25 protein-coding genes are annotated in these 22,899 nt (G+C 50.2%); 13 read left to right on the top strand and 12 right to left on the bottom strand.

The window, feature by feature from the left end; translation table 11 throughout:
- Positions 1-26: 26 nt before the first annotated feature.
- The 4 genes from SD10_RS13940 to SD10_RS13925 all read left to right on the top strand — a co-directional run bounded on the left by SD10_RS13940 (position 27) and on the right by SD10_RS13925 (position 3,329).
- Positions 27-428 (top strand): thiol-disulfide oxidoreductase DCC family protein, encoded by a 402-nt coding sequence (locus SD10_RS13940; protein ID WP_046579517.1) that lies wholly within the window; start codon positions 27-29, stop codon positions 426-428.
- A gap of 5 nt (positions 429-433) precedes the next feature.
- On the top strand, positions 434-1,186 hold the full coding sequence (locus SD10_RS13935) for a CPBP family intramembrane glutamic endopeptidase (protein WP_227699217.1): 753 nt from the start codon (positions 434-436) through the stop codon (positions 1,184-1,186).
- Positions 1,187-1,429: 243 nt separating this feature from the next.
- Positions 1,430-2,392: a helix-turn-helix domain-containing protein gene (locus SD10_RS13930; protein ID WP_046574404.1), complete on the top strand. Its 963-nt coding sequence runs from the start codon at positions 1,430-1,432 to the stop codon at positions 2,390-2,392.
- Positions 2,393-2,450: 58 nt separating this feature from the next.
- A complete protein-coding gene (locus tag SD10_RS13925; RefSeq protein ID WP_046574402.1) occupies positions 2,451-3,329 on the top strand; it encodes an NAD(P)H-binding protein in 879 nt (292 codons plus the stop codon).
- Positions 3,330-3,579: 250 nt separating this feature from the next.
- Here SD10_RS13925 and SD10_RS13920 read toward each other — a convergent pair whose 3' ends face one another.
- The 6 genes from SD10_RS13920 to SD10_RS30280 all read right to left on the bottom strand — a co-directional run bounded on the left by SD10_RS13920 (position 3,580) and on the right by SD10_RS30280 (position 7,906).
- The gene (locus SD10_RS13920) at positions 3,580-4,212 is read right to left on the bottom strand and encodes a nitroreductase family protein (RefSeq protein WP_046574400.1); all 633 of its coding nucleotides are present in this window, start codon (positions 4,210-4,212) and stop codon (positions 3,580-3,582) included.
- A 29-nt stretch (positions 4,213-4,241) separates the two neighbouring features.
- Positions 4,242-4,946 carry a DsbA family oxidoreductase gene (locus tag SD10_RS13915; RefSeq protein ID WP_046574399.1) on the bottom strand — a complete coding sequence of 235 codons (705 nt, stop codon included), beginning with the start codon at positions 4,944-4,946 and terminating at the stop codon, positions 4,242-4,244.
- 11 nt (positions 4,947-4,957) lie between these two features.
- Positions 4,958-5,491 (bottom strand): YceI family protein, encoded by a 534-nt coding sequence (locus tag SD10_RS13910; RefSeq protein ID WP_046574397.1) that lies wholly within the window; start codon positions 5,489-5,491, stop codon positions 4,958-4,960.
- Positions 5,492-5,595: 104 nt separating this feature from the next.
- Positions 5,596-6,198: a TetR/AcrR family transcriptional regulator gene (locus SD10_RS13905; RefSeq protein WP_046574395.1), complete on the bottom strand. Its 603-nt coding sequence runs from the start codon at positions 6,196-6,198 to the stop codon at positions 5,596-5,598.
- A 194-nt stretch (positions 6,199-6,392) separates the two neighbouring features.
- On the bottom strand, positions 6,393-7,433 hold the full coding sequence (locus tag SD10_RS13900) for a helix-turn-helix transcriptional regulator (RefSeq protein WP_046579514.1): 1,041 nt from the start codon (positions 7,431-7,433) through the stop codon (positions 6,393-6,395).
- A gap of 338 nt (positions 7,434-7,771) precedes the next feature.
- Entirely contained in the window at positions 7,772-7,906 is a 135-nt protein-coding gene (locus SD10_RS30280; RefSeq protein WP_262507415.1) for a hypothetical protein, read from the bottom strand.
- A 200-nt stretch (positions 7,907-8,106) separates the two neighbouring features.
- Between SD10_RS30280 and SD10_RS13895 the strand changes: the two genes are divergently transcribed.
- Both SD10_RS13895 and SD10_RS13890 read left to right on the top strand, forming a co-directional pair.
- Positions 8,107-9,216, top strand: a complete 1,110-nt coding sequence (locus tag SD10_RS13895) for a slipin family protein (protein WP_046574394.1) — start codon at positions 8,107-8,109, stop codon at positions 9,214-9,216.
- Positions 9,217-9,332: 116 nt separating this feature from the next.
- Positions 9,333-10,874 carry an RtcB family protein gene (locus SD10_RS13890; protein ID WP_046574392.1) on the top strand — a complete coding sequence of 514 codons (1,542 nt, stop codon included), beginning with the start codon at positions 9,333-9,335 and terminating at the stop codon, positions 10,872-10,874.
- 49 nt (positions 10,875-10,923) lie between these two features.
- Here the strand turns inward: SD10_RS13890 and SD10_RS13885 are convergent, their stop codons facing one another.
- Positions 10,924-11,886, bottom strand: coding sequence for an extracellular catalytic domain type 1 short-chain-length polyhydroxyalkanoate depolymerase (locus SD10_RS13885; protein WP_046574390.1), 963 nt, complete (start codon positions 11,884-11,886; stop codon positions 10,924-10,926).
- Positions 11,887-12,086: 200 nt separating this feature from the next.
- Between SD10_RS13885 and fucP the strand changes: the two genes are divergently transcribed.
- On the top strand, positions 12,087-13,331 hold the full coding sequence (gene fucP / locus SD10_RS13880; protein ID WP_046574389.1) for an L-fucose:H+ symporter permease: 1,245 nt from the start codon (positions 12,087-12,089) through the stop codon (positions 13,329-13,331).
- Between the two features lie 77 nt (positions 13,332-13,408).
- Here fucP and SD10_RS13875 read toward each other — a convergent pair whose 3' ends face one another.
- Both SD10_RS13875 and SD10_RS13870 read right to left on the bottom strand, forming a co-directional pair.
- Positions 13,409-14,251 (bottom strand): nuclear transport factor 2 family protein, encoded by an 843-nt coding sequence (locus SD10_RS13875; RefSeq protein WP_227699216.1) that lies wholly within the window; start codon positions 14,249-14,251, stop codon positions 13,409-13,411.
- A 271-nt stretch (positions 14,252-14,522) separates the two neighbouring features.
- Positions 14,523-15,392 (bottom strand): mechanosensitive ion channel family protein, encoded by an 870-nt coding sequence (locus tag SD10_RS13870; RefSeq protein ID WP_046574387.1) that lies wholly within the window; start codon positions 15,390-15,392, stop codon positions 14,523-14,525.
- Positions 15,393-15,496: 104 nt separating this feature from the next.
- On the opposite strand from SD10_RS13870, the gene SD10_RS13865 reads away from it, so the two are divergent.
- The gene (locus SD10_RS13865; protein WP_046574386.1) at positions 15,497-16,684 is read left to right on the top strand and encodes a cysteine desulfurase family protein; all 1,188 of its coding nucleotides are present in this window, start codon (positions 15,497-15,499) and stop codon (positions 16,682-16,684) included.
- 60 nt (positions 16,685-16,744) lie between these two features.
- On the opposite strand, the gene SD10_RS13860 is transcribed toward SD10_RS13865, so the two are convergent.
- Both SD10_RS13860 and SD10_RS13855 read right to left on the bottom strand, forming a co-directional pair.
- The gene (locus SD10_RS13860) at positions 16,745-17,134 is read right to left on the bottom strand and encodes a VOC family protein (protein WP_046574385.1); all 390 of its coding nucleotides are present in this window, start codon (positions 17,132-17,134) and stop codon (positions 16,745-16,747) included.
- A 95-nt stretch (positions 17,135-17,229) separates the two neighbouring features.
- Positions 17,230-17,826 (bottom strand): NAD(P)H-dependent oxidoreductase, encoded by a 597-nt coding sequence (locus SD10_RS13855; RefSeq protein ID WP_046574384.1) that lies wholly within the window; start codon positions 17,824-17,826, stop codon positions 17,230-17,232.
- Positions 17,827-17,966: 140 nt separating this feature from the next.
- On the opposite strand from SD10_RS13855, the gene SD10_RS13850 reads away from it, so the two are divergent.
- Positions 17,967-18,311: a hypothetical protein gene (locus SD10_RS13850; RefSeq protein WP_046574382.1), complete on the top strand. Its 345-nt coding sequence runs from the start codon at positions 17,967-17,969 to the stop codon at positions 18,309-18,311.
- A gap of 49 nt (positions 18,312-18,360) precedes the next feature.
- Here the strand turns inward: SD10_RS13850 and SD10_RS13845 are convergent, their stop codons facing one another.
- The gene (locus SD10_RS13845) at positions 18,361-19,479 is read right to left on the bottom strand and encodes a trans-sulfuration enzyme family protein (RefSeq protein ID WP_046574380.1); all 1,119 of its coding nucleotides are present in this window, start codon (positions 19,477-19,479) and stop codon (positions 18,361-18,363) included.
- A 293-nt stretch (positions 19,480-19,772) separates the two neighbouring features.
- On the opposite strand from SD10_RS13845, the gene SD10_RS13840 reads away from it, so the two are divergent.
- From SD10_RS13840 to SD10_RS13825, 4 genes are all read left to right on the top strand, one after another.
- Positions 19,773-20,612, top strand: coding sequence for a crotonase/enoyl-CoA hydratase family protein (locus SD10_RS13840; protein WP_046574379.1), 840 nt, complete (start codon positions 19,773-19,775; stop codon positions 20,610-20,612).
- A gap of 127 nt (positions 20,613-20,739) precedes the next feature.
- Complete coding sequence (locus SD10_RS13835) at positions 20,740-21,651, top strand: SDR family oxidoreductase (protein WP_227699215.1); 912 nt, start codon at positions 20,740-20,742, stop codon at positions 21,649-21,651.
- A 111-nt stretch (positions 21,652-21,762) separates the two neighbouring features.
- Entirely contained in the window at positions 21,763-22,281 is a 519-nt protein-coding gene (locus SD10_RS13830; RefSeq protein WP_046574376.1) for a DUF4494 domain-containing protein, read from the top strand.
- Positions 22,282-22,395: 114 nt separating this feature from the next.
- Positions 22,396-22,845, top strand: a complete 450-nt coding sequence (locus SD10_RS13825; protein WP_046579510.1) for an HYC_CC_PP family protein — start codon at positions 22,396-22,398, stop codon at positions 22,843-22,845.
- The last annotated feature ends 54 nt before the right edge of the window (positions 22,846-22,899 follow it).

Below are 22,899 nucleotides of genomic sequence, written 5' to 3'. Positions count from 1 at the left end.
CGTTTTGCCCCGCCCAGCCTTCACCGATGACGAACGCGATAATTGTTTTCGACGGGGTATGTGGCGTCTGCAATGCCTACGTTCAGTTTGTGATCCGGCGTGATCCAGGCGGCTACTTTTCGTTTGTTTCGGCGCAGTCAACACGGGGGCAGCAGTTGCGCGCAACCGGGGGAGACATACTTGCCGATAGCATCGTCCTGATCGAGGGGAACACGACGTACATCCAATCGGAGGCTATCTTCCGAATCGGGCGTCGGCTAACGGCCCCCTGGCGCTGGATATGGTGGTTTCGGTGGTTACCCCGCACCCCGCTCGATGTGCTCTATGCTAAATTTGCCCAAAATCGGCATCGGTTTGGTAGCCCAACAAGCTGCCAGCTACTAACACCTGACCAACAAAATCGATTATTAATCGCCGATAACCAATGATTACCATGACCCAATCTGCCCCCTCGCCAACTCGTACTGGGCTAACGCTGTTTCTTGCCGGACTGCTCGGTGTTGCTTCTCTGTTAACGGTTCATTTTCCAACGACGAACTTGCCAAAACGGATACTGGAGCAGTTTTCGCCCGATCAGTTGCGTCTGCTGATGCTGGTTAATCCGTTGCTGTTGCTGATCATCAGTGTAATTATTGGGTCGTTGCTGTACCGAAGGGTTGCGTTGTTCATCCTGCACCGGACTGATTTTCGCCCGGAAGTTGTGGCGGGTCATGTGCTGCGCAACGGGATCGTGCCTGGTGTGGTCGCTGGGTTACTGATTATTGGCGTTGTGCTGCTATTCCGGCAATTGATTCCCAGTGAATTAGCTATGCTGGGTAAGAACACTGATTTAACGCCCCTGGCCCGGTTTATGTACGGCGGCATTACGGAAGAGATTGTGGTGCGGTTTGGTCTGATGACTCTCTTCGTATGGCTGTTGAGCAAGGTGTTCCGCTCGTTGAATGGGTCTGTATACTGGATTGCTATTATCGGGGCGGCTCTGCTGTTTGGGGCAGGTCACTTGCCAGCCATGCGGCTCATGGTAGCACAGCCATCGTCTATGCTGGTGTCGTATATTATCCTGGCGAATACGCTGGCGGGTATCGTTTTCGGGTGGGTATACTGGCGGTATGGGCTCGTTTTGGCTATGATTGCCCATGCGATGGCCCACGTAGTATTGCTGATCAGTGAGCTATTGGCTGGTTGATACCACCGTTTTTACGGAAACTGACTGTACTATGGAAAACTGGCTAATTCGATAAATCAGGTAAGCGGAAAGTCAGAACACCAAAACGGGACATGTCGACATCATTGTTCACCAGGGACAGACTGGCCGGAAAGATTGACCCGTCTAACCGAACGAGAATAGCCTATATTGGGGTTAACAAAGCGTAAAAAGCACTAGTAAATAAACGATGTATTAGGGTAACTGATACGTTTTCTCCAGATCATGAAAAGTGCCCAGCCCCTCCGGATTAATACGATAAGCGAGTATCATCAGCTGATGGGTCTTCCAAAACCGGAGCATCCATTAATTAGTGTCGTTAATTTTGACGCGATTAAACGTTTGCCGCACGATAGTCCCAAGAGCCTCATCCATAACTTTTATTCCATCGCGCTCAAGCGAAATTTCAATGGTAAATTGAAATATGGCCAGCAGGAATATGACTTTGACGAAGGAATACTGCTGTTTATTTCGCCGGGTCAGGTTTTTTCCATTGAGGCTGAAGGAGATCTGAAACATACGGGCTGGATGTTGCTCGTTCACCCCGATTATTTATGGAATACGCCGTTGGCCAAAACCATAAAGCAATATGATTATTTCAGCTATGCCGTGCATGAAGCCCTGCATCTTTCGGAGAAAGAAGAAGCCATGCTCGCCGGTATTATTCAAAACATCGGGCAGGAATATCACTCACCGATTGATAAATTCAGCCAGAACGTAATCATTGCCCAGCTTGATTTATTGCTGACCTATGCCGATCGGTTTTACCATCGCCAGTTCATTACCCGAAAAATTACAAACCATCAGCTTCTGACCCGTTTAGAAGACACCCTTGACGAATATGTCAACAGCGACGCGCTAGCGCAAAAAGGGTTGCCAACGGTGCAATACATCGCCGACGTATTGAATGTATCGCCCAATTACCTGAGTGTCTTATTAAACGTACTGACTGGCCAAAGCACCCAACAGCATATACACGATAAACTGATCGAAAAAGCGAAAGAAAAATTATCGACTACGACGCTTTCGGTTAGTCAAATCGCCTATGAATTGGGGTTCGAACATTCGCAGTCGTTCAGTAAATTATTCAAAAGCAAAACCAATCTCTCGCCGTTAGACTTTCGGCACTCCTTTCAGCAGCCTCTCTCCGCGACGAGTCAAGAAACGGCTACAACAATCAACGATTAAGCTACACCCCTGAATTCCGGGTGGCCGACCTTTGTCTGACAAACCAAAACCAAGTGTTATGAAAGTCGTAGTGACAGGTTCGTTAGGGCATATTGGCCAACCACTGGCCACGGAGTTAGTACAAAAAGGACATACCGTTACGGTGATCAGCAGCAAGCCGGAGAAGCAACATGATATTGAAGCGCTGGGTGCCATTGCCGCCATTGGCTCACTGGACGATGTTGATTTTCTGGCCGCTACGTTTACCGGTGCCGACGCCCTATTTGCCATGGTGCCGCCGAGCTATACCGAGCCCGATCAGTTAGCCTATTACCGGAGAATCGTTGGTAAGTACATACAGGCCATCCAGCAGTCGGTTGTAAAGCGGGTGGTTTATCTCAGCAGCTACGGGGCGCATTTAGATAAAGGAACCGGATTGATTCTGGGTTCGCATTATACGGAAGGCATGCTCAATGAGCTGTCAGACGTGGCCATTACGCATTTGCGCCCCGGCTATTTCTACTACAACTTGTACAATTTTGTGCCGATGATCAAAGAGCAGGGGTTTATTGGGACAAATTATGGGGGAGATGATCGGCTGGTGATGGTTGCCCCGAGCGATATTGCCGCTGTAGCCGCCGAAGAACTTGAAACGCCCTCTACAGGAAGACAGGTCCGCTACATAGCCAGCGATGACCTTTTGGCCAGCGAAGTGGCTCAGATTTTAGGAACTGCCATTGGCAAGCCTGACCTGAAATGGGTCGTTTTTACTGATGAACAGGTGAAAGACGCGATGACAAAGGCCGGAATGCCAGCCTCCTTCGTCGCGGGTTTTGTCGAACTGGGCGCCTGCATTCACAGCGGAGCGTTGCGGGAGGATTATGACCTGCATAAGCCAACAACAATGGGTAAGGTAAAACTGGCTGACTTCGCCAGGGAATTTGCGGCTGCTTTTTAAGAATACATGCTTTTGGATTGATAAGGCTATCTCGAAAAGGATAGTATTTGCCCACGAGTTGATGGCGCGCGAGTGGATCAGGCAGGTAAGACACCGGTTGAAACTCCTAAAGAAATACAAGTCTTTCGACTGACTGATTCGCTTTGTGTCTATTTCCTCGGTCCGTGGGGAAACGGACCGAGGAAATAGAACAGACCCGGCATCACTTCTCCGAGAAGTGATGCCGGGTCTGTTCGTTGAGGTTATAGAACTACGCTAATTCAATAAAGAATTGTTCTTTGGCGCGACGCACTTTGGGTGCTTTTGCCAGAAAATCTTTTTCGTCATCCCGATAGCCAAGGGCAACCAGTGCCACACTACGTAAGCCTTTGGCTGGCAAATCCAGAAGTTCGTCGAGGGCTGCGGCATTAAAGCCTTCCATAGGCGTAGCATCCACGTGCTCGGTGGCGGCTGCAATCAGGGCTGATCCCAAGCCGATGTATGCCTGGCGAGATGCCCAGATCGCCTGATCTTCCGGCGTTTTGGATAAAAGTCCACCTTTAATCGAATCGGCGAAAGGAGTCAGTGATTCGACAGAAACGTTGCGTGTACTGGCAATCAACTGAATGTAGGCATCAATCTGGGATGCGTCCAGGTTGGCCCAGTGGGCGAAAACCAGCAAATGCGATCCTTCGACGATCTGCGGTTGTGGACAGGCTTTTTCGTGAATTTTGCCTTTTAGTTCATGATTGTCGATGACAATGACATTGTAGGGCTGCAAGCCTACCGACGATGCTGATAAACGGATGGCTTCCAGAATCGTGTCTAGTTTCTCGGCGGGCACTTTCTGGCCATTCATTTTTTTTGCGGCATACCGCCAGTTCATTGCTTCAAGTAATTCCATTGGTAGGTTGTATTTTTTATATTGAGTGGTTAACAAACTTCGCCGGGCTTACAGCTTGGGCCATCGGCGGGTAATTCAGTGAGAGTAGGTCTGGATTTCTCCCACTCGGCCCAGGCGGTGTCGAGGGCATTCAAAAATGTTTCGGGCTGCTGGGCTCCCGAAACAGCATACCGGCGATTCAGGACAAAGAAGGGGACGCCCCGGGCACCCACTTGCTGGGCTTCATACACATCCTGTTTAACGGCTTCGGCAAATTGATCGCTAGTCAGAAGTTGCTCAATAGCGGTTGCATCCAGGCCAATCTCCGTACCGAGTTCAAGGAGCGTTGCGTGATCGGACGTGTCGCGACCTTCGGTGAAGTAAGCCTTAAACAGCCGTTCTTCGGCGGCATCGCCCAGACCCTGCTGTTTCGCCAATTGGATAAGCCGGTGCGCATCCCACGAATTGGCAACAACGGCCTTGTCGAAGTCATAGGCTAAACCAACTTCTTGGGCCATTGCCGTGACGCGGTCGTTCATTTGTTTCGCTTCGGCCAGGCTCCATCCCTTTATTTCGGACAGGTACTGATTAATATTTTTGCCGGGTTCCGTTTTCATGTCGGGGTTAAGCTGAAAGCTCTTCCAGACAATGTTTATCTGATCCTTGTGCCCAAACTGGCTCAGGGCGTGCTCGAACTTTCGCTTACCGATGTAGCAAAAAGGGCACATGATATCACTCCAGATTTCGACGTCCATTAGTCTACTGATTAGGCCGCTTTGGCCAATTGAATGTTAGCGGATAGTTTGATGTCTTCACCAAGGGCTAGGCCACCCGTTTCCGTTAAGGCGTTGTAGGTCAGGCCAAATTCCTTGCGGTTGATTTTGCCCGTCACCTCGAAACCAAATTTTTGATTACCATAGGCATCTTTAGCCGTTCCGCCGTATTCGGCTTTCAGGGTTACGGGTTTGGTAACACCTTTAATGGTCAGATCGCCGGTCATCGCGTATTCATCGTCATCAACTTTTTTGAAGGAGGTCGATTTGAAGGCAATTTTCGGATAGGTTGCGGCATCGAAAAAGTCGGGTGCTTTCAGGTGTGTATCGCGCATTTCCTGATTGGTATCCACGCTGTCGACATCCAGAGAGAAATGCACTTCGGCATTGTCAAAGTCGTCGTGCTCGGTAGTAGCACCACCTTCGAAATTCCGGAATGTACCGGTTACGGTTGAGATAACCAGGTGTTTTACTTTGAACTGGATTTCGGAGTGCATGGGGTCAACGACCCATTTTGTAGTTGCCATGATTGTAAGTACTGATTTAGCTGGTTTATTATGGTTTGTGATTGGGCAACAAGAGATGTTAGTGCTGATATAAAAACTAACACTGTTAGGAATTAGGCAAAAAATTAGCTGTTCAATGCTTTAATGTATCCATCGATGGCATCTTTCAACACCAGTTGGCTCCATGGGTTTTCATTAGGCTGTTGATCAATGAGTTGAATAGATACCAGCCCATGTAAAATAGACCAGTACGTGTGGAATTTCAGGAACGCATTGACCTCAGGTTGCTGACTTTTATCAATCGCGTTCTGGATAACCTGAATGAGTATCTGAGAAAACTGCTTAATCTCCGCCACCTGATTTACTTGCTCGCAACGGGGGATGCCCAGCCCAAACATAACCTGGTAGTACTCCTTATGCGCAAAAGCGAAATCCCAGTAGCCTTGCGCAATAGCTACCAATTGCTGGCTGGGATCAAGCTGGCTATCCCGTTGCTGAATAATGACTTCCGTCAGTTGCCGAAAGCCCTCTTTGGTGAACTCTTCGAGAATAGCGTCCTTGTTCTCGAAATGGGTGTAGATAACAGGGACACTATATTCAATGGCATCAGCGATTTTACGAATAGAAAGCGCCTGCCAACCCTCTTCCAGAACGAGCTGCCAGGCCGCCTGCAAGATGCTGGTTTTAACTTCTACTTTTTGCCGTAACCGACGCTCAAGGATGCCCATGTTGGGTAGTGTTATGCTTTATAACGGTGTTAACTAAACTAATGGATGTAAAAGTTTCCGGTTGACGAATTATTTTAGTCGGCTTGTGTAAATAGGCGCTGATCTTCTTTAAATGGCGGTTTTGCCCAGACTGCTACTGCCAAAATCGCTCATGTCAGTTTCAAAAAGCTGACATGAGCACTATACGAGCTGGGTTATTGCCGATCATCCGGTTTAGCGTTGGCTCGGGTATAAGCAGCCAAACCAGCCTGCAAGCGGCTCTGAATACTTTGACGGAGTCGTGCGGGGTCGAGAACACGCATCCCATCGCCAAATCCGAGGATCTCTTTCTCTAACTCGAAGTTGTGCTGTACGGTGAGTTGAATAATAATGCCGTCGTTTGTTCGCTCCAGTACCTGCTGTGAATGGTGAAGCGGCTTTGTTTCGACATAGGGAGCGTGTAAATGGCTGACAAAAAGTATTGCTTTAATCGGTGGCAGGCTTGCACTGACCGTCACGCCGATGACATCCCGGTAATATATCTCGGGATCATAGTGCTGGTTGGCCATGTAGGCAACGTCGGGCGCAACGGCTACCGAGCCAATACGATCCAGCGCCAGGTTCATGGGATGGCCTTTTTTATCACGAATACCCACCACAAACCATCGATTTTTGAATTCCTTCAACCACCAGGCATGAAACGCGAAGGTGCGCGGAAGCCGGGCCGAAAACGACTGATACTGAATCAAGAGCACGCGCTGATGAATAATGGCCTGGTACAGATCGTCCAGGAAATGCAGCCCTTTCAGGTTTTCGTTTTTCTCGAAATCAATAACGGACACCGACTTTCGGGCGGTCGAATACACATGGTCTTCCAGTTTCTGAACGACCTCATTCAGCGCCGTGAAATGGGAAAACCCCTTGAACTGCCGGAGTACGTCGACCGCTTCATTCATTCGCGACAGATCGCCCTCCGACAGGGGAATATTGGTGATGCTGTAGGTCGGGTCTTCGTAGGTGTAGTATTTTTTGTCGACAACCAGAATAGGGGCGAAGTATCCCAGCTTGTCGCTTCGCATCAATTGAAGGTCAGCCTGAATCGTGCGCCGACTAATGCCTTTGTCGATGCCTTCGTATTCATACAGGGATTCGGATACTTTTTCGATCAGGTCATCGAGCGTCCATTTGCGGAGTCTGTTACGAAGGCAGGCGTCAATGGTTTTGTAGCGGACAAGCGCGTTTCGGTTGGCAGGCACGGACTGACGAACGATTTGTGGTGGGTAAAGGCAGAATTTTTTGAAAAATGAGAAAATTTTCTGACCTGCGCAAAAACACTGCGCAGTACCGTCAAACCTTTGTAGGGACGGTTCGTCGATGCGACGGTTCGCCGATGCGACGGAAACAAACGTACCCAAACCGGATGCGGGTTTCTGAAAGCCCCATAGTATCGCGGCCACTGGCCGGTTTGATATGCTGTTGGTTATGCGTTGGTTTTGTCGCCAAAATGCGGGTTCGAATCCTGCTATCAACCTGTCACGTTGATCCGTTGGATGGAAGAAGACGAGCACTTCTAAAAAGCTCTCCTGAAAGAAGATCAGTTGGAAGCTATCCGGTTGCGTTCGGGCTTGCCCGGATAAAACAGTTTAGCGAGAGCCAGCAGGCGGGCTCCGCGTTTGTGGGGTGTACGCTGATTCTGGAATGTATGCCGGGCCGATGTTTGAGAAGGCAAAAGCGTTTGCGGTTGTCCTTCATACCTACCCGAATCCTTTCTAAGACCGGCGTACCAAAACAAAGGCTCACCCGCTTCCGCTTTCGCTAAATGGGGTGCTTCTGACTGATTTATAAGCGTACTCGTCGGTAGGTGTATACGGTTGCCGATGGCGTTTCGTAAAATTTAACCGTATGCCTTAATTTATACACACAACAATCATGAAAACTGTACGCATCCAGGCCCTTCAAATCGGGTTAGTGTTCAAACATGGCGGCTATCAAAAAATGCTTTCGGCGGGCAACCACTGGCTCTGGTCGAACGAAACCGTTTATGTTTACAACCGGGGAGAACTGCTACAGAATCCGCCCTGCGATCTGGCGGTGTTGCTTGCCTATCCGGAGGTAGCCGCTGCGCTCGATGTAGTTGAGGTCAAAGACAATGAAATCGCGTTACAATACGCTGATGGGCTTTTTCAGACCATCCTGCGCAAAGGCCGCTGGGCGTATTGGAAGGGCGTAAAGCAGTACCAATACAGAAAAGCGGACATGAGCCAGCTTGAGATTCCCGCAGCGATTGACCTCGTTGCGCTGATGCCTCAGCCCTTATCGGCTTATGTGCGGACATATAGCGTGGAAGCGCACGAACAGGGGGTGCTGTTCATCGACTGGAAATTTGACCGGGTTTTATCTGCCGGGACGTATATGTGGTGGAAAAATAACACACCGGTTCATGTGCTGAAAGTGGATATGCGCCAGCAGCAAATGGACGTGTCGGGACAGGAAATCCTGACCAAAGACAAAGCGTCTCTGCGGTTGAGCTTTTACGTTCAGTTTCAGGTGCAGGATGTGGTTAAAGCGCTGGTTGACAACAAAGAGTTCGACAAGCAGCTCTATGTATCTATACAGTTGGCTCTGCGAGAATACATTGGTGGACTAACGCTCGATGAACTTCTGGACAGAAAAGGGGAACTGGGCCCTTTCGTCATCAGGGCAACGGCTGAAAAAGCCGCTGAATTAGGCGTCGACGTGCGAAACGGGGGCGTGCGCGACATCATTTTGCCCGGCGATATGCGCGACATCATGAACCAGGTGCTGATGGCCGAGAAGAAAGCGCAGGCCAACAGCATCATGCGCCGGGAAGAAACGGCATCGACCCGTAGCTTGCTGAACACCGCCAAGCTGATGGACGAAAACCAAATGCTTTGGAAGCTGAAAGAGATGGAATACGTAGAGAAAATTGCGGATAAAATCAGTTCGATTTCGGTGTCCAACAATGGCTCGATGGTCGATCAACTGAAGCAGCTTTTCGTTCGTGGCCAATCGCAATAAGCATAGTAGCACGAAACCATACAATTCGTGCGGGCAGGTTTGAGAACCTGACTACACATATAATATGTAATGCATTGTTAGTCACAACACTAAGGTAACTCACAAAGATACAACACATGGAAACATTAGTTTCGCTTGACGATATAACCTCATTGGGGCCAATCCCCGATCACTTGCAGCCTGCTTTTCTGCGGGTAGCCAACGGCCTCGTCCAACGTGCCGAATACTCTAAACAAAAAGCGATGGGGTTATTGGCGCAGATGCTTCAGAATCCAAAAAAGTTTGCCTTTTCCAAAAACAAAGTCACGAATCTGGCTAAGTCTATTTATGACCTGAATGAGCAGGGCATCGTTATCCCGCTCAGTGAAACGGGTGTGCGTTTCCTGCCGCGTGAGGTCGCTCCGCCTGTATTAGCGAGCCACGAAAAACAACCCGAGAACACCTTTGGGCTGCGCACTGAACCATTGCCCTATGCGGTGTTTGGCCGGGAGCAAATTGAAGAAGGGGCGTTGGCGCAAATGCAAACAGCCGTCAGCCTGCCGGTTTCGCTGGCCGGGGCGCTCATGCCCGACGCGCACCAGGGTTATGGGCTCCCGATTGGGGGTGTATTGGCTACGGATGAGCATACGGTGATTCCCTACGCCGTTGGCGTCGATATTGCCTGCCGTATGTGCTTATCCATATTCGATTTGCCGCCTGCGTTTCTGGCCCGTGAGCCGCAACTGCTCAAAAAATCGCTGGTCGAGGAAACCAAGTTTGGCATGGGGGGCGAAACCCGTAAGAAAATTGACGAGAGCGTGATGGAGTTGCCCGAATGGCAGGCGACTAAAGTGATTCGTGACCTGAAAGACAAAGCCTACCGGCAGTTGGGAAGCTCTGGTACCGGAAATCACTTTGTGGAGTGGGGAATCGTAACGATCCATGAGACGGAACATCCAGCCGAACCGTTGGCCCTTAACCTGCCGCCGGGCGAATACCTGGCGTTGTTATCCCACTCTGGCTCGCGCGGATTTGGTGCATCCATAGCCAACACCTATTCCAAACTGGCCATGCAGAAAACCCGACTGCCCAAACAGGCGGCTCATCTGGCGTGGCTCGACCTGAACACCGAAGAAGGGCAGGAATACTGGATCGGCATGAATCTGGCGGGTGAATATGCCTCGGCCAACCACCACGAAATCCATAACAAACTGGCCAAAGCCATACGGCAAAAGCCGCTGGCGATGGTTGAAAATCACCATAATTTTGCCTGGAGAGAGCAATTAGCCGACGGGCGGAACGTAATCGTTCACCGGAAAGGGGCAACACCGGCGGGCGCTGGTGTGCTGGGAATCATTCCGGGTTCGATGACCCAGCCAGGTTTTGTGGTGCAGGGGCGGGGCAATGCCGAATCCATCAACTCAGCCTCGCACGGGGCCGGTCGGCTTATGTCCAGAAGCCAGGCGTTTAATACATTGACTCGCTCGCAGTGGAACAAAGCCTTACAGGAGGCCGGAATTCAGCTGGTCGGGGGCGATCTGGACGAAGCGCCGATGGTGTATAAAAACATAAAAACCGTTATCGACGCTCAACGGGATCTGGTATCGGTACTGGCCACGTTTACGCCTAAAATCGTGCGGATGGCCGACGCAAATCGGAAAGAAGGGCGGGAGGATTAGTTCTTGGTCGGCACCGGATTCAAAGCCGGTGCCGAATTAGTGACTAGTGCTAGGGAAGGGCATAGTTTTTGAAAAACTGCCAGATGATGTCATTATTCAGAAATGCTTCGGAGGGTGGATCACCAACCATTCTAACGGCTTTGGTGCCGCCCGGCCAGGAATGACCCCCATCGGTGGTTAGGTAATAGTGAAGTTCAATGCCATCGGTGCAAGTTGCCCATTTATAAAACGTGTAGCTCGACGTCTTTTGTACAACTTGCTTTTGAGTGGTGCAGTGGGCTAGTCGAGCAAACACGTTTAACGTACTATCGACGGGGGCATTCCATTGTTTGTTAAGACTTCTCAATCCCACACCCCCTGCGAACGGTACATTCTGGTCCAACTGGGAGTGTATATGAAGAATGGGCATGACACGTCGGGGTTGACAAGCCGTTTTGATCTGCATCGTTCCTGAATTGGCCGCAATAGCCGCTAGTTTATCCGGAAGTTCGCAGGCCAGCCGGTAGCAAAGCATAGCACCATTGGAGTGGCCAGTGGCATACACTCTTTTGGTATCGACCCGATACGTATCGGCCAGCTTGTCGATTAATTTTTTTATAAACCCTACATCATCCGTGTGCTGAACCGAGGAAATCTGACCGCAGCAGCCACCGGCATTCCAGGTACGTAACCTTAGCACACCGGGGTTTTGTCGCCCATCGGGATACACCACGATAAATCCTTCCTTGTCAGCCTTTTCGCTTAGTTTCGATTGAGCTTCAAATTGCTGTCCACTTCCTCCGCCCCCGTGTAACGCAATGACCAATGGTAGGGATGTATCGGTTTTTGCGTACGATGATGGGAGGTGTACCCAGTAGATACGAACCTGGCCATCATGCTGTATCGTATCCCGAACGCTGGCCTCTGTGGCCGCTGCCAGTCGGAAACTAGATGGTATAAGTACGTCTGGTAAGAGTTTATTGGTTAGCGCTATAAAGCCAGTAAGACAAATGCCAACAATGAGTTTTACCATTTGGGTTTGATGTTTTGGTGGTGGAATCGTTCTGAAACTGATAAATTTGTCTGGGCTGTGTTTGTCGTCATGGTATACAGGAATTAACCTGAAAGCGGTAATTTAGACCCAAAAATTACTTTGCCAACGTGGACAAGTATACATCATCGATCAGCGTCCGATTAAAATAGCACGTAGGCATCCTATAATAAACCTAAACCATGCAGGCAACAACTGTCCCCGGCCCATCGAAAGCCGCTTTTACCGAAACTAAGTACCTCATTACTCTTGTCTTTGTTACGTCGCTTTTCATGTTCTGGGGCATTGCCATTACCATGGGCGATGTATTAAACAAGCACTTTCAACACGTTCTAAGCCTTACCAAGACACAATCGGCCTTCGTCCAATTTGCTATTTTTGGCGCCTACTTTGTGATGGGTATTCCTGCCGGTTTGTTTATGAAGCGGTTTGGGTATAAAAATGGGGTATTATTAGGGCTTTCCCTGTTTGCACTGGGCTCGTTTTTGTTTGTTCCGGCCGCTGCGGCTGCATCCTTTACGTATTTTGGCATTGCTCTCTTTATCCTGGGCTGTGGAATCTCAACCCTTGAAACCGTTGCGCACCCCTTTGTTGCCTCCCTTGGCGACCAGCGTACCAGCGACCAGCGCATTAACTTTGCTCAGGCCTTCAACGCCTTGGGGGCCATCATCGGACCCGCTATCGGCTCTTATTTTCTGCTCCGGAACAATACCGCCGGAAGCACTGACCTGACGTCGGTTAAGACCTTATACATTGTGATCGGTAGCGTTATTGCGAGCATTGCCATTCTGTTTTCCTTTGTCAAAGTGCCTGCACTGACGGACCCGCACGCTGTTGTGGCCGATCCAGATGCCGCCAATGTGGACACGGCGCCCGGAAAAACTCTTTTCGAACACAAGCATTTCATCTGGGCCGTTATCGCTCAGTTTTTCAATGTGGCCGCACAGGGCGGAACCTGGGCCTTCTTCATTAATTATGGCCACGAGAAAATGGGCTTTTCCGACGCTACAGCGGGCAATTACATGATTCTCTTTATGGGACTCATGCTGGCCGGACGTTTTGCGGGTACGTTCCTGATGCGGATTATCGCGCCCCATTCGTTGCTGGCTATTTTTGCCGCCTGTAACATTGTGATGTGTCTCATCATCGCCCAAAGTTTTGGCTGGCCTTCGTTTATCGCGCTGTTGATGCTCAATTTCTTTTTCAGCATCATGTTCCCAACCATCTTTAGTCTGGGGTTAAAGAACCTTGGTTCGCATACGCAGCAGGCATCCTCCTTTATTTCAATGGGCGTCGTGGGCGGGGCCGTTTTTCCCTTTTTGATGGGTATGGCGGCCGAACACGATGTGGCATCGGCTTATTACCTGCCCATTATCTGTTACACGGTTATCTTCCTGTTCGGGGCCAAATTCTATAAAGTGAAATGACAAAGTCGTAAGGTAGCCAACAAAAAAGTCGTCAGTGATCTATCCAATAGATACTGACGACTTTTTTGTTGGCTAAACTATAGCCTACTTTCCACCGTCCACTGTTCGACTACTTTTCTCTGGTCAAGGCGGAAAATTTCATAAACCATGATGGGATTAGCCGCGCGTTTACCTTCTGCCTGAATAACCACAAAGTTGCCCTCGCTAATTGTTCTGTGAATCGTCAGGGTAGACTTGGTGTCGGAAGGCTGGCGCAGGTAAGCGTGCAATCCCTCAAGCCCATTGGCAATTTCGGGGTTATGCTGGATAAGATCATCGGCAACAAACTCAGGTAGATCCTGTACTTGCCTGTCAATGAAAATCCGTTGATAAAACTCGACCGCAATTTTTTTATTGGTCGCTGTGAGGGCCGTATCTTCCGATGGTAAGTCTCCATCCATCATGGCATTACCGTTAGCCGTTGTTTCGGGTTGTTCCTGCACCGCGTCCCAGTGTTCGGCCACCTGGTTATTCTCGAACCGAAATAGATCGACGACGACCTTCTGTCTACCTCCCCAGTCAAAACGCAGGTTCGTAACCACGTAATCATCTTCGGCAATGAGCCGCATAAATGGTGTGGCTGTTGCGGTTGGTTTAGGCATCTGCTTCATCAGGTTCAGAGCCTCTAGAACTCCCGCTTTGCCAGGTTTCAGGGCTGAACTATGCTGAATATAAGTATCGGAAATAAGCTGTTCGGCAAAGGCAGTATCGCCCTGGGCCACGGCCCGCCGGTAGAAATCGCGTATCAGTGATTTATGGAGTGTTTCTTTCTGCATGGTATGCAATTGGTTGGCCGTCCGTTTGGATAGCGGTTTGGAGCACGATAGGGTCAGGGCTACCAGTAAGCATAGTATGCCCGTGATGAAATCGTGAAATTTCATAAATTGACTTTTAGGAAATGAAGGAAAAGGCTTGCCTGAGGCAAGCGGAAGACTGATCGCTCATCAACCGGCATACGGCAGTAAGCAACGCCCTACTTATTGGTGATAAGGCGCTTCAGTCTTGAGGGATAATATGTAATGAGAAGACGTTTCGTAGCGCTAAAAGTACTGATTTTATGCTGAAATAACGTTTACCCTAGCAAAGAAAGGATAACCACATTGGACCGACGATGTGGTTATCCCTTTTTTTAGCGTAGTCACGTAGGATTGCTTAGCTTCCCGGCTGGGTATTCGCCAATTTCTGTTTCAGATCAAACGTTTGACCGGCGAAGACAATCAGGATCTGGTGCTCATCGAAGGCTCGTTTGACGGCGATAATGGCCTCGCTCAAAGCTGCTTGCGCGTTGGTCGTGGATGGGTTGATCCAGAACCACAGAACAAACTGTACGTTGGCATCGGCGAAGTTTCGATAATGCAATTCAACGGGATGATCTTTTAAGACAAACGGAAGCCTGACGACGGCCATCTTGGCAACCTGCTGGGCTTTTGCCAGATCGTCGATGTACGAAACACCGGCTGCCAGTTCGATCCGGCGAATACCAATCCGCGAAAAATTGGTGATTGGTTTCTGAAAAACATCTTTCGATGGAATCTCAACGGTTTGGCCCTGTCCATTGTCCATTACAACGGAGCGAAGTTTAATGTCAAGAACTTTGCCGGTGTAGCCGTTGGTTTCGACTGTATCACCCACCTGGATCGGACGGGCCAGGGCAATCATCGTTCCCGAAATAAAATTGGCGGTTAAATCCTGAAACGCAAACCCAACCGCCAGCGCAATAACGCCCGCACCCGCCAGCAGGGAAGTTACCGTTTTGTCGAGCCCTAATACGCCGAGCGCGACAAATAGCCCGACCGCAACGACCATCACCCTGATTAGTGCTCCCGTCAGGTTAACGAGCGATTGATTGTCGCTAACTCGGCGTAGCCCCCGTACCATTCCCTGGCTTAACCAACGCGACAGGAAGGTAAACAGAACGAAGACAATGATCGCCACGGCCAATTCTGGCACAAATCGGATGGCGTTGCGTATCCAGAGAGAGAGTTCGGCGTAAATAAGGCCGGGAGCCTGAGAAAAATCCATTAAGCAAAGGTAATCGTGTAGAACGAGAACGACGCGCGTTTACTTACTGTTTCAATGGTAAGTGCATTCGCCGTACCTTTGTGAACGGATACAACCGATTGATGATGAAACCGACCGCTGCCATTTACCTCGATAATGCCGCTACTACCCGGCTCGACCCCGAAGTTCTGGACGCTATGCTGCCGCTCATGACGGAGCAGTTTGGCAACCCTTCGTCCATCCATAGTCATGGGCGGGCGGTGCGAACGGCCCTTGAAAAAGCGCGAAAAACGGTGGCTACGTTATTGAACACGTCGCCTGCCGAAATTTTCTTTACGTCGGGTGGAACCGAAGCCGACAATACGGCCATTCGGAGCAGTGTTGAAACCTATGGTCTTACTCATGCGATTACCTCGCCACTAGAGCACCATGCCGTGCTGCATACACTCGAACACCTGGCCAAACAGGGCGTTATCCAGCTAAGCATGGTGAACATAGACCAGAAAGGGCATATTGATTTGGCTCATCTGGAAGAACTTCTACGGAAAAATCAACAGGCTGGAGCCGGATCAACCCGCTCACTGGTCTCGCTCATGCATGGCAACAACGAGATCGGTAATATGCTGGATCTGAATCGGGTAGGGGCGTTGTGTCGCTCGTATGATGCCATTTTCCATTCCGATACGGTACAGACGATGGGCCATTTTCGGCATAACTTGCAACAGTTGCCTGTCGATTTCATTGTGGGTGCCGGTCATAAATTTCACGGACCCAAAGGCGTCGGTTTCCTGTACGTCAATGCCGACCGGGTGAAAATTAATCCGTTTGTCTATGGTGGGGCGCAGGAACGCAACATGCGGGGTGGCACCGAAAATGTATACGGCATTGTCGGGCTGGCCAAAGCTCTTGAAATAGCTTACCGCGATATGGACGAACATCGGCAGCACATCACGTCGCTGAAAAATCGGATGATTGAGCAACTACGTGCGCAAATGCCGGAGGTGCAGTTCAACGGCGATTCGGCTGACGTTGACAATAGCTTGTATACCGTGCTGAATGTCAGTCTGCCTGCCTCAGATATCAGTGATATGCTGCTGTTCAGTTTAGACATTGCCCGTATTTCTGCGTCGGGAGGGTCGGCCTGTTCAAGTGGTTCAAGTATTGGCTCCCACGTGTTGGCCGCCTTACCGGGCCTCGATGCTGACCGGGGCTATGTTCGGTTCTCATTCGGTAAATACAATACTCCCGATGAGATCGATTATGCCGTTGACACGTTGGTTGGCTTATACGCCAAAGAGGGTAAGCTTGTGTAAGGTACTAACCATTGACACTGCCCACTCTTAGAACGATTGAGGCAGTGTCAGTGCGCTACGCTATTTGGGCTCAATCATGTCCCACAAGTTGCCATATAAATCCTCAAATACAGCTACTGTGCCGTATTCTTCTACTGAAGGTTGACGTACAAACGTTACGTTGTTGGCAATCATGGTGTTGTAGTCCCGCCAGAAATCATCTGTATACAAGAAAAGGAAGACCCGCCCACCCGTCTGGTTACCTACCCGCCTTTTTTGCTCCTCGTTTGCGGCCTGGGCCAGCAACAGGCAAAAGTCTGTAGAGCCAGGCGGAGCTATTCGAACCCAGCGTTTCGTTTCGCTCAGGACAGTGTCTTCAACCAGCGTGAAGCTAAGTTTTTGCGTATAAAAGGCAATGGCCTCATCATAATCAGCAACGACAAGGCTAATCTGTGAAATTCGTTGTTTCATGGTAAGCAAGATTAATCACGGAGTTCAGGCCAATGAAAAAGCACGAAGAGTTGAACGCTCTTCGTGCTTTTTCATTACGGGCAACAAAGTCCCTATTATTTTTCCACCAGCGTTGGCGCTAACCACCGATTGGCCACATTCAGTGTGTAAGTCAAAAATGCGTTTACCGTCCGTTCGTATACTTCGTGGCCATTGAACTGGCCGTTTTCGTCCAGGTTTTTGTCTGTCTCGTGCGACTCATACAACTTCGGCGAAACAATTGAATAACTATTGGTGAAGCTGATAATCTTGTTCATCACCGTTGTCATATCCAGGGCTGGCTGGCGGCCACCGCGTCCATTCGAAATGCCCACCATTGCGAAGACTTTGTTTTCGAACAGGTGCTTGAACGAGGGGCCACCCAATTGATGAATCGCGTTGGTTGCCTGTGGTGGAGCTGTCCAGTTATACTCAGGCATCGCAAACAGAACCACGTCAGCAGCCTCCCAGGCACTCGTTAACTCCTGCTGAAAAGGGGTCAACTGATCGGGTTTGACCGATCCCTGCCCGACAAATGGAATATCATACTGCTCAAATGTAACAATGGTTACCTCGTGCTGCCCCCCGGCCGTCAGAAGATTCCGGACGTAGGTAACGAAGCGCAGAGAATTGCTGTTTTTGCGCGATGAGGTAGAAACTAGTGTAATTTTCATGGGGTCAATTCAGAGAATATGCCTTACAAACCACGGGGTTACTGCTTTAGTTTCCACCGATAAAGCGGGTAGGTAATGCAACGATTATGGAATAGAATGGGTCTTTGCATCATCCTGTAAACTTAACCCAGACTAAGCCGATGAGCAAGTTACTCTACTTACTATTGATCTCGGCTTATGCGTATGCGCAAGGTCCTGTTAAATCCATTCGGAAGGATTCCATTCCGGAGGAACGGCAACGGTTTTCGCCTGATTTAAACGAATCCAGCCGAATGCCCACTGCGAGGCCGAACAATTCCTTTTACCGTACCCCCAAGGACGGCCCCAACATCGTGCGGGCTACGTTGGACAACATGCCCATTTCAGTGCCGGATTCGTCCACGACCTATACCATGCCTGGGGCGCGTCGGTATCCGAACGGGCCAATCGAACCGCCAGGCCTGTATCCGAAGACAGTCCCGCATATAACGCCGAAAAAGCATTGACGACCAGGCAAAAGCCAACGCTTGGTTGCTGCCGCGCGGATATGATTCTTTATCTCAGTGCCTGCGCCAGATCGGCGATCAAGTCATCGGCATGTTCCAGCCCGACGGATAAGCGAAGCAGATTCTTGGGTGTCGTTGAGTTTATTCCCTCCACACTGGCTCGATGCTCGATCAGGCTCTCTACACCGCCGAGGCTGGTTGCCCGCGTAATTAATTTCAGCCGGCTAATGAACTGCAACGCGTCGGTGGCATCCCCGTTTACCTGAACGGATAACATAGCGCCCGGTCCATTCATTTGTTGCTGAATCAGAGCCCGGTCGGGGTGATTGGCCAAGCCCGGATAATGCACTCTCTCAACGGACGGATGCCCATCCAGGAACTCGGCAATGGCTTGAGCGGTCAGGCTTTGTGCCCGCACTCGGACCCCCAGCGTTTTAATGCCCCGGCTTACCAGCCAGCAATCGAACGGCGAGGGAACCGCCCCGGATAGCCCCTGCAACAGCCGAACACGCTGCGTAAACTCATTATCCTGTTTGAATACCAGCGCGCCCCCCAGTACATCAGAGTGGCCACTAAAATATTTGGTCGTTGAGTGCATGACCACATCGACGTTGAAGTCGATCGGGCGCTGAAGGACAGGGGTTGCCCAGGTGTTATCGCACACACAAATGGCCCCCGCTTCATGCGCTAATCGGCTTACAGTCAATAAGTCTGTTATAGACAGCATCGGATTTGACGGCGTTTCGCACCACACGATGCGCGTATTCTCGTGAAGCGACGACTCGACGGCGTCTAAATCATTCATGTTCACCCGTGTGTAGGTCAGCCCCCAGGGATGAAAAACCTGTTCGAGAAGAGCCGGAGTGCCATAGTATGCATCCGCAGAAAGCAATACGTGGTCGCCCGGCCGAAGCGCCTGAAAAAGTGTCATGGCTGCCGCCTGTCCTGAGCCAAACGCCATCCCAACGGCTCCCCCTTCGAGGGCAGCGATTGCCTTTTCGAGTGACTCGCGGGTCGGGTTATTAGGGCGGGCGTATATGTAATTTGCGGGCAACTCGTTGGCCTCATTGCGGGCAAAAGTGGTTGACAAGTGAATTGGAGAAACAACGGCTCCGGTGGTTGGATCTGGCTGATGGGTAGCGCGAAGAGCAAGGGTATCGAAATGCATAAAGTGGTCATTAAGGACTAACGGATTACAGACTCGACATCGAAACAGCAGGAACAGAAAGAAAGTTGATATTTCGTAGCACGGATCGCACGGGCGGCTCTAATCCTATCCGCTTGGTCACGATATACTGTTGAGGACTATTCCTGTTTCTTTTCGGCAAGCTAGCCTGTGGCTATGCGGACAGGATCGGGGCCGCCCATGCGGTCCGCGCTACGAAATATTTTTTACCGAGTGCCAGTAATAGCCGTCAGTGTACTACTTTTAGAAATTCGTATGCAAGCATACTATAGCTTATGAATCAACCATATCAATCGTTATCATTTGGGTTAGCGGATGGCGTGATGACCGTTTCGCTGCTTGGTCCCGGCAAAGGAAATGCAATGGGACCTGAATTTTGGGAGGAGCTACCCAACGCAATGGATGAAATAAATCAGATGCCCGATGTTCGGTGCATTGTGTTTCGGGGTAGTGGGGATCATTTTAGCTATGGCCTTGATATCGCCCGGATGATGCCGCGTATCGCCGGGATGGCTTCCGGAAGCCCAATGGCCAATGAGCGTCGGAAGCTCATGGCTCAGATTCGGTTTATGCAATCCGGCTTCGTGAAAATGCACGAGTCTGCCAAACCGGTCATTGCGGCTGTTCATGGCTGGTGCATTGGGGGAGGGGTAAACATGATTGCAGCGGCCGACATTCGTCTGTGTTCCCGCGACGCCAAATTCAGCCTTCGGGAAGCCAAGCTGGCCATTACGCCCGATATTGGTGGATTGCAGTTTCTGCCCCATCTGATCGGTCAGGGATTTACCCGCGAGATGGCCTTTACTGGGGGCGACTACGATGCTACGTTTGCCGAGCGCGTTGGTCTGGTCAATCATGTCTACGAGACGCCCGATGCGCTATTTGAAGCTGCCAATACGCTGGCCCGCCAAATTGCGGATAATCCCGCTCCGGCCGTACAAGGCGCCAAAGAAGTGCTTAACTACAGTGTCAATAAATCCATCGAAGACGGTTTGCAGTACGTTGCCGTCTGGAACTCCAGCCAGATGCAATCGGTGGATTTTGGCGAAGCCATGCAGGCCACCATTGAGAAACGCAAAGCCGAATTCAACAAAAAGATAAACCGAGGTTATTAAAGCAATGAGTGAATGAACGAATGAGTGATTGAATGAATAGCGTACAAAACAATTACTCGTTTATTTCAGCCGGAGAAGTCGGGTATTTTATTCACTCATTTAAGCATTCACTCATTCAAAATTAATTATGACAACTGGAATGCTGCGCGATGATGCGCTAAAAGGGAAAACGATCATCGTGACCGGGGGCGGCACGGGCCTGGGTAAATCGGTGACCCGCTATTTACTGCAACTGGGGGCCAACGTCACAATCTGTAGTCGCCGTCAGGCAGTACTGGATGAAACCGCCAACGAGTTGATGGAGGAGGTGAAACAGAACAATGGATCGGGGACTGTACTGGCCCTTGCCTGCGACGTTCGTAAAACAGACGAAATCGAGCATGTTATCCAGAAAACGATTGAGCGATTTGGCCAGCTGAATGGCTTACTCAATAATTCTGCCGGGAACTTCATCAGCCCTACCGAGCGGCTGTCTTATAAGGCGTTCGATACCATTGTCGACATCGTTTTGCGCGGCACTTATTACTTTACGCTGGCCGTGGGTAAATACTGGATCGCCAATAAAATTCCGGGGACTGTATTGAACATTTCCACCACCTACGCCACAACGGGCTCGGGCTATGTGGTGCCCTCGGCTGTTGCCAAAGGCGGTGCCCTGATTATGACCAAATCGCTGGCCGCCGAATGGGGCAAATATGGCATCCGGCTCAACGCCATTGCGCCGGGCCCGTTTCCGACCAAAGGTGCCTGGGATCGGCTCTTTCCCGAACCCTTGGCCAGCATGATGGACCCCACGAGCCGCATTCCACTCCACCGGGTTGGCGAGCATGGCGAACTGGCGAACCTGGCGGCTTTCCTGTTGTCAGATTATTCAGGATACATTACTGGCGAAAGTATCACCATCGATGGGGGCGAAGTGCTGATGGCGGGTGAGTTCAGTCACCTCGATAAAGTCACGACCGAACAATGGGATATGATTGAGCAGACCATCAAACAAGCCAACCGGGCGAGTAAAAATAGCGAAAGAGCGAAGGATTGAAAGAGCGAAACCAGCCGGTGAATTCGCTCTTTCAATCTTTCGCTCTTTCACCATTATTCCGCACCTTTGCCAACAGATTTTTGTTCTATTTACGTATCAAAACCTTTCAAAATGCCCAACTGGTTTCTCGGGAAAATACGCTATCAGCAGCCCATTGACGACTCGAATGTCGGCACCCGGAATGAAGAGTTTATCAAGCAGAAAACCGTAACGGAAGCCTATCTGGTGGATGCCGTTAGCTATACCGATGCGGAGGCTCGTCTTTATCAGGAGATTGCTGCCAATACACCCGACTTCGAGATTACAAACATTTCGCGTATGAAACTGGCCGACGTGTTTCACATCGAAGAGGGGGGTGAAACCTGGTTTAAAGTGAAGGCCATGTTTATCACCGACGATGAAAAAACGGGCAAACAAAAGAAAACGCCCAGTGTAATGCTCGTCAATGCTGAAACGCCCAAGCAGGCCTATGAGCAAGTCGAAATAAGCCTGAAAAGCGCCCTTGATCCATTCGAGATCACGGATGTCAATACAACTAAGATTCTGGAAATATTTCCGTATAATGAAGAGGAGCAGCGAAACCTTCGCCCGCTTAGCGAGGTGCTTAGCCCCGAGCCGGAAACTATCTAACTGTTGAATCGAATGCCATCCTTTTACAGAATGGCATTCTTTTTTTACGAAATTCCTGACTTTCAGGAGTCAAGACTTGCGTTGAATTCGTTCCATGCTGATATTTGCCCCATCATGAAACGTAACCTGTTCCAATTCTTCAACCTACTCATGGCCTGCGTTGTGCTGCTAAGCAGTACCGGCTTTGGTTTGGTGGAGCATTCGTGTCAGATGCGTGGCAAGAAAAAAACGATGGTTGTTGCCTTTAGCGAGGTAAAATCATCATCCGGTTGTGCGACCAGCAAACAGCCACTGCCCGAGCAGCAAACGGTTGTCAAAAAAGCCGACTGCTGTCAGGACGATCAGCACTATGAAAACGTCGACATCTCGTCGTCGTTGAGCCAGTTCGTTGCCAAGTTTGTCAAGACTGTTACCGAAGCGGTAATAACCGGCTTTGTGGCCGTTATGGCCTGGATTATCGAGGTCGTCTTTGCTGGGAAATCAGCTACTGTTTCGCTCTTTTCGTCGCCCCCTTCGCTTTCCGGGCGCGATATTCTGACGCTCGTTCAGAGCCTCCTCCTTTGATACGCTGATTAAGTTGTTCTGGCCGGTGTTTTAAACACGGGCTTGTTCTACGTA

Origin of the sequence: Spirosoma radiotolerans (assembly GCF_000974425.1) — a bacterium.
GTDB classification, from domain to species: Bacteria; Bacteroidota; Bacteroidia; order Cytophagales; family Spirosomataceae; genus Spirosoma; species Spirosoma radiotolerans.
This window is presented reverse-complemented; position numbering and strand designations above follow the sequence as displayed.